Here is a 6,365-nt window from a genome sequence, read left to right as displayed (position 1 = left end):
CCCCGGGTGGGCGTTACCCACCGCCCTGCTCTGCGGAGCCCGGACGTTCCTCGGCACCACCCTCGCGGGCGGTGACGCGACCGTCTGCCGGCCCGTTCCGGCGGATCACACTACCGGGTCAGACCGACTCGGGCGCCTTCTCGTTCGTCGCGCGGACGAGGTGCTCGGCCCCGGTGGTCGGCCGGTCGCCGGACCCGTGCGCCGCGAGCGACGCGGCGCCGAGGATGCCCGCGTTGTTGCGCAGCGCCGCGGGCACGATCGGGGTGTCGAGGCGCAGGAAGGGCAGGAACTCGTCGGCGTGCTTGCTGATGCCGCCGCCGACGATGAACAGGTCGGGGGAGAACAGCTTCTCGAGCGTGGCGTAGTAGGTCTGCAGGCGACCAGCCCAGCGCTTGAAGCTCAGCTCCTTCTTCTCCCGCACCGCGTTCGACGCGTACTTCTCGTAGTCGCGGTGGGGGCCGATGTCGATGTGGCCGAGCTCCGCGTTCGGCACCAGCAGGTTGCGGTAGATGATCGCGCTGCCGATGCCCGTGCCGAGCGTCGTCATCAGCACGAGGCCGTCGACGTCCTTGGCGGCGCCGTACTCGCTCTCGGCGTAGCCGGCGGCGTCCGCGTCGTTCACGAACGTGATGTCGTGGCCGAGGGACTGCTCGAACAGCTGCTCCGCCGCGAGGCCGATCCACTTCTTCGACACGTTCGCCGCGGACATCGTGCGCCCGTTCCGCACGACTGCGGGGAAGCAGACGCCGATCGGCGCGGTGTCCTCCGCCTGCGACAGGTCGGACAGGATCGTCTTCACGACTGCGACGACGTCGTCCGGCTCGCCGCCCTCCGGCGTCGCGTACTTGACCCGGTCGCTCAGCAGCCGGCCCGATTCCAGGTCGACGAGGCCGCCCTTGATGCCGGTCCCGCCGATGTCGATGCCGATCGCCTGCGCCACCCCAGCACAGTAGCGCGGTGGCTACCATGCCCCCTGGGGCGGCTGCACCGCCCCTCCCGGGAGGAGGCGTCGTGGCCGACGACGAGCAGTGGTGGTACAACACGTCGACCGGGGAGGTCGAGCACGGCGCGAAGTCGCCGTGGTCCGATCGGGCGGGCCCGTACGCGTCCCGCGAGGAGGCGGAGGGCGCGCCGGCGCGCATCGCGGCGAACTCGCGGCGGATGGCCGCCGAGGACGACTAGCTGCCGCTCCGGCACCCGGAGCCGCTACTCGTACTCGTGCTCCCGGGCCGGGTAGTCGCCCGACGCGACCTCCGCGCGGAACGTCGTCACCGCCTCCGTCAGCGCGCCGCGGAGGTCCGCGTAGCGCTTGACGAAGCGCGGCACCCGGCCGGCGGTGAGGCCGGCGAAGTCGGTCCAGACCATCAGCTGCCCGTCGACGTGCGGCCCGGCGCCCACGCCGATGGTCGGGATCTCGAGCAGCTCGGTCACGCGCCTCGCGGTGTCCGACGGCACCATCTCGAGCACCACCGCGAAGGCGCCCGCGTCCTCCACGGCCTGCGCGTCGAGGATCAGATCCTCGGCGTCGGCACCCCGCCCCTGCACCCGGTGCCCGCCGAGCCGGTGCTCGCTCTGCGGCGTGAAGCCGATGTGCGCCATCACGGGGATGCCCGCCTCCACCACCCGCGAGATCTGCTGGGCGCTGCGCCGGCCCCCCTCCAGCTTCACGGCGTGCGCGCCGGTCTCCTTCATGAAGCGGATCGAGGTCGCGAGCGCCTGCTCGGCGTTGATCTCGTAGGAGCCGAACGGCAGGTCCGCGACGACGAACGCGCGGCGCACGGACGACGCCACCGCCCGGGCGAGGGGGATCAGCTCGTCCGTCGTCACCGGCACGGTCGTGTCGTAGCCCAGCACGGTGTTCCCCGCGGAGTCGCCGACGAGCAGGAAGTCGATGCCCGCCTCGTCGAAGATCGCGGCGGTGTTGGTGTCGTAGCTCGTCAGCCCGGTGATCCGGACGCCGTTCCGCTTCGCCTCGAGGAAGTGACGGGTGCGCACCTTCGCTTTGGGGTCGGCCATGACGGGGAGCGTACCGAGCGGCTGCGCGGGGCCGGCGTGCGCCCGCGATGCGCACGCCCGGCCGGGCCGGTAGGTTGGCGCCAGGCGCCGACGCCCACTTCAGCACGCCACCGGACGAGGGGTACCCACCACCGTGGTCGACAAGCAGCGCGACTTCGTGCTCCGCACGATCGAGGAACGCGGCATCAAGTTCGTCCGCCTCTGGTTCACCGACGTCGTGGGCACCCTGAAGTCGGTGGCCATCGCTCCGGCGGAGGTGGAGGGCGCGTTCGCCGAGGGCATCGGGTTCGACGGCTCCGCGATCGAGGGCTACACCCGCTCCTACGAGGCGGACGTGCTCGCGATGCCGGATCCGGGCACCTTCCAGATCCTCCCGTGGCGGGGCGAGATCGACCCGACCGCCCGCATGTTCTGCGACATCACGACGCCCGACGGGCAGCCGGCCGCGGCGGACCCCCGGAACGTGCTGAAGCGCGCGCTCGCGAAGGCGAACGACCACGGCTTCACCTTCTACACGCACCCCGAGATCGAGTTCTACCTGCTGAAGTCGAGCACGATCGGCCCGAACGGCCCCGAGCCGGTCGACTCGGCCGGCTACTTCGACAACGTGCCCGGCGGCACCGCCCACGACTTCCGGCGCCGCAGCGTGCGGATGCTCGAGGACCTCGGCATCTCGGTCGAGTTCAGCCACCACGAGGCGGGACCCGGGCAGAACGAGATCGACCTCCGCTACGCCGACGCCCTGACCACCGCGGACAACATCATGACGTTCCGCACCGTGATCAAGGAGGTGGCCATCGAGCAGGGCGTCTACGCGACCTTCATGCCGAAGCCGCTGTCCGGCAAGCCGGGTAGCGGCATGCACACGCACCTCTCCCTGTTCGAGGGCGACGCGAACGCGTTCTTCTCCGCGAGCGGCGAGTACCACCTGTCCACGATCGGCCGCCGCTTCATCGCCGGGCTGCTGAAGCACGCGCCCGAGATCACCGCGGTCACGAACCAGTTCGTCAACTCCTACAAGCGGCTGTGGGGTGGCGACGAGGCGCCGAGCTACGTGTGCTGGGGCCACAACAACCGCTCCGCGCTCGTCCGCGTGCCGCTGTACAAGCCGACGAAGGGGCAGTCGTCCCGGGTCGAGTACCGCGCGATCGACTCGGCGGCGAACCCCTACCTGGCGTACGCGCTGATCCTCGCCGCGGGGCTCAAGGGGATCCAGGAGGGGTACGAGCTGCCGCCGGAGGCCGAGGACGACGTCTGGTCCCTCTCCGACGGGGAGCGCCGCGCGCTCGGCTACAACCCGCTGCCCACGAACCTCGACGCGGCGATCCAGCTGATGGAGGAGTCGGAGCTGGTGGCCGAGACCCTGGGCGAGCGGGTGTTCCGCTACGTGCTCGCGAACAAGCGACGCGAGTGGGAGGCGTACCGGGAGCAGGTCACGCCGTATGAGCTCGCCAGCAACCTCGAGCTCCTCTGAGCCCGCTGCCCCGCGGGGCAGCGCTCGGGACCTCGCCCGCCGCGGCTCCGCCGACGACTCTGGCGGCATCCGGCTCGCCGACCTCGCGCGCGCCGGCTTCCTCGACCTGACCGCCGCCCGCGCCGGGCTCGACGACGTGGCCGCGGCGGTCGGGCTCGACCGGCAGACCGTCCTCCGGGCCTTCGAGCGGCCCGTCGGCTCGCCGGACGACGCGCTGCGCTCGCTGTGCCGGCTCGCCGAGCGCGACGCTGGCCGGGTCGCCGCGCTGCTGGCCGACGTCGGCGCGGCGGTCCGGCTCGCCCTGGTCCTCGGCGCGTCGAGCGGGATCGCGGACTTCCTCCTCCGGCGGCCGGAGGCGCTCGAGGCCCTGGCGGCGCCGATGCCGGGGCCGCCGTCGCCTTCCGCGCTGATCGCGGCCCTGGGCACCTCGGTCGGTGTGCAGGACGGCGTCGCCGCCCTCACCGGTGCGGACGCCCGGCGGGCGCTCCGCGCCGCGTACCGCACGGAGCTGACGCGGCTCGCGGCCTGGGACCTCGAGCAGCCGTCGGGCACCGCGGTCTTCGAGCGGGTCGCGGCCGCGCTCTCCGACCTCGCGGCGGCGGCGCTCGAGGCCGCCCTCGCCGTCGCTCGGGCGGAGGTCGCGGCGGCCGGAGGCGCCGACCGGGTCGGCGGGGTGCGGCTCGCGGTCATCGGCATGGGCAAGGCCGGTGCGCGCGAGCTGAACTACGTCAGCGACGTCGACGTCATCTTCGTGACCGACCGGGCTGCGGACGCCGACCCCGGCTTCGACCCGGTGCCGATCGCGACCCGCCTGGCGATCGCGCTGATGCGCGTGCTCGACGACGCCGACGTGGAGCCGCCCCTGTGGCAGGTCGACGCCAACCTGCGCCCCGAGGGCCGGAACGGCGCGCTCGTGCGCACCCTCGCCTCCCACATCGGGTACTACGAGCGCTGGGCGTCGGGGTGGGAGTTCCAGGCGCTGCTGAAGGCGTGGCCGCTCGCCGGGGACCTGGAGCTCGGGGCGCAGTACGTCGCTGCGCTGCGCCCGAAGGTCTGGCAGGCGTCGGCGCGCGAGGAGTTCGTGCACGACGTGCAGCGGATGCGGCAGCGGGTCGAGCAGCACATCCCGGCCGGTCAGGCGGACCGGCAGCTGAAGCTGGGACCGGGCGGGCTGCGCGACGTGGAGTTCACCGTGCAGCTGCTGCAGCTGGTGCACGGGCGCACCGACGACCGCGTGCACGCCCGCGCGACGCTGCCGGCCCTGCGGTCGCTGACCGAGCACGGCTACGTCGGGCGGGTGGAGGCGGCCGAGTTCGGTGAGGACTACCGGCTGCTGCGCCTCGTCGAGCACCGCATCCAGCTGCGGCGGCTGCAGCGCACCCACCTCCTCCCCACCGACGAGGCCGAGCTGCGGGTCGTCGCGCGCTCGAGCGGCCTCGGCACCTCCGGGCAGGAGCTCGCGGAGCGGATCGCCCGCGTCCGGGGCCGGGTGCGGGGGCTGCACCAGCGGCTGTTCTACCGGCCGCTGCTCACCGCGGTGAGCCGGCTGCCTGAGGACGGGCTGACGCTCACCTCCGAGGCCGCGCTCGACCGCCTCGCCGGCATCGGCTTCCTCGACCCCAGGGGCGCGCTGCAGCACATCGCGGCGCTCACCGGCGGCGTCTCCCGGCGCTCCGCGATCCAGCGCACGCTGCTGCCGGTGCTGCTGCAGTGGTTCGCGGAGGGCCCGGCGCCCGACGCCGGGCTGCTCGCCTTCCGCCGGCTCTCGGAGCGGCTGGGCGACACCGCCTGGTACCTGCGCATGCTGCGGGACTCGCCGTCGGCCGCGCGCCGGCTCGCGACGGTGCTGTCGGAGTCGCGGTTCGTCGTCGGCCTGCTGGAGACGAACCCGGAGGCCGTCGCCTGGCTGGAGAACGATGCGGAGCTGCGGCCGCGACCGCGGTCGGCGCTGCGGGCGGAGACCTCCGCGACCGTGCTGCGCCACGGCACCCGCGACGAGGCGGCTGGAGCGCTGCGCACCGCCCGCCGCCGCGAGGTGCTGCGGCTCGCGCTCGGCGCCCTGCTCGGCACCATCACGGTGCAGGAGCTGGGGCCGGCCCTCGCGGACGTGACCACCGCGCTGCTCGCCGGTGCCGTGCGGTCCGTGCGGCGGGACGAGGGACCGTGGCCCGAGTTCGCGATCATCGCGATGGGGCGGTACGGGGGAGCGGAGCCCGGGTTCGGCTCCGACGCGGACGTGATGGCCGTGTACCGCCCGATCGCGGGCATGCCCGACGGGCTCGCGCAGCAGCAGGCGAAGGTCCTCGTCTCGGAGGTGCAGCGGCTCACGACCGACCCGCGGCTGCCGCTCGACCTCGACTTCGACCTGCGCCCGGAGGGGCGGAACGGGCCGGTCGTGCGGTCGTTCCGCTCCTACGAGGCGTACTACGCGCGCTGGTCCCTCACGTGGGAGTCGCAGGCGCTGCTGCGCGCCCGCGGCGTCGCCGGCGACCGCACCCTGGTCGTCGACTTCGAGGCACTCGCGGACCGGCAGCGGTACCCGGAGGCGATGGACGAGCAGGCCGTGCGCGAGGTACGGCGCATCAAGGCCCGGATGGAGACCGAGCGGCTGCCGCGCGGCACCGATCCCGGCCGGCACCTGAAGCTGGGCCCTGGCGGGCTCTCGGACGTCGAGTGGATCGTGCAGCTGCTGCAGCTGCAGCACGGCGCGGCGGTGCCGGCGCTGCGGACGCAGAGCACCCTCGGCGCGCTCGACGCGGCGGTCGCCGTCCGCCTCGTCGATCGACAGGACGCGGCCGCGCTGAAGGGCGCGTGGCTGTTCGCCTCCCGCTTCCGCAGCGCGATCACCCTCTGGACGAACCGCACCTCCGACGTC

At 73.6% G+C, this 6,365-nt stretch carries 5 protein-coding genes; 3 read left to right on the top strand and 2 right to left on the bottom strand.

Annotated features, from left to right (window positions below):
- Window positions 1-118 precede the first annotated feature (118 nt).
- A complete protein-coding gene (gene ppgK, locus ACFE60_RS16695) occupies window positions 119-940 on the bottom strand; it encodes a polyphosphate--glucose phosphotransferase (RefSeq protein ID WP_375389985.1) in 822 nt (273 codons plus the stop codon).
- A gap of 71 nt (window positions 941-1,011) precedes the next feature.
- Between ppgK and ACFE60_RS16690 the strand changes: the two genes are divergently transcribed.
- Window positions 1,012-1,182 carry an SPOR domain-containing protein gene (locus tag ACFE60_RS16690; RefSeq protein WP_375389984.1) on the top strand — a complete coding sequence of 57 codons (171 nt, stop codon included), beginning with the start codon at window positions 1,012-1,014 and terminating at the stop codon, window positions 1,180-1,182.
- A 24-nt stretch (window positions 1,183-1,206) separates the two neighbouring features.
- On the opposite strand, the gene panB is transcribed toward ACFE60_RS16690, so the two are convergent.
- Entirely contained in the window at window positions 1,207-2,016 is an 810-nt protein-coding gene (gene panB, locus ACFE60_RS16685) for a 3-methyl-2-oxobutanoate hydroxymethyltransferase (protein ID WP_375389983.1), read from the bottom strand.
- A gap of 133 nt (window positions 2,017-2,149) precedes the next feature.
- On the opposite strand from panB, the gene glnA reads away from it, so the two are divergent.
- A complete protein-coding gene (glnA, locus tag ACFE60_RS16680; protein ID WP_375389982.1) occupies window positions 2,150-3,490 on the top strand; it encodes a type I glutamate--ammonia ligase in 1,341 nt (446 codons plus the stop codon).
- Window positions 3,459-6,365: bifunctional [glutamine synthetase] adenylyltransferase/[glutamine synthetase]-adenylyl-L-tyrosine phosphorylase (locus ACFE60_RS16675; protein ID WP_375389981.1), on the top strand; the 2,907-nt coding region annotated here is incomplete at its 3' end. The genes glnA and ACFE60_RS16675, both read left to right, overlap by 32 nt.

This window comes from uncultured Amnibacterium sp. (assembly GCF_964245895.1).
Taxonomy (GTDB): Bacteria; Actinomycetota; Actinomycetes; order Actinomycetales; family Microbacteriaceae; genus Amnibacterium.
This window is presented reverse-complemented; position numbering and strand designations above follow the sequence as displayed.